Here is a 613-nt window from a genome sequence, read left to right as displayed (position 1 = left end):
TTCAAAATCTTCTGCCGTTCTTATGATTTTTGCTACTACCTCTAACTTACCATCTAACGAAGTCGTAAAATAACTCGTAATTTGTGCGTTTCGCACAAATTTGAGTAATTCTGTTTTATCCTCGTGTGTTATATTTTTCTTTTTGAAAATGAAGTACGCAACTGCTGACAAAATGTAAGCAGAAGAAAGTTGATTTGTATAGCCAAATTCTTTAAGCAATTTTGTTGCTTTAAAAATTGTTTCGGTAATCTCTTCCCAATTATCTTCTATCTTATTGATATTACTTTTGCTAAAATTCTTTAGTTGGAATATGTGGTTGCTTTCAGTTAGTAACAGACAAGTTTTCAACACTTGGTCTCTGCCCATTACTCCAAAACCTCGTTCCTTTAATGAGTCAACAAATTTGTTCATCAAATCTCTAATGTCAGTTGAGAAATTTGCAGTTAAAATTGACATTAAAAGGTCTGAATACGAAAGTTGTGTTCCTCCGCTATTTACTCGAATAAAAATCTTTAAAACCTTATCGAGGTTTTTCTCTGTTTCTTCAAAGTAAGAAATAAGACTTTTTGTGCAGAAAGCATCTTTGAGCTTTTCAAGTATTTCTGCCTCACTA

The 613-nt window shown here is 32.1% G+C and carries 1 pseudogene; it reads right to left on the bottom strand.

What is annotated here, in order from left to right:
- A pseudogene (locus ACFIKI_RS08515) lies at positions 1 to 613 on the bottom strand (hypothetical protein); the annotation flags it as partial.

The organism is Bartonella sp. TT121SHDZB (genome assembly GCF_042193415.1).
In the GTDB taxonomy this organism is placed as follows: Bacteria; Pseudomonadota; Alphaproteobacteria; order Rhizobiales; family Rhizobiaceae; genus Bartonella.
This window is presented reverse-complemented; position numbering and strand designations above follow the sequence as displayed.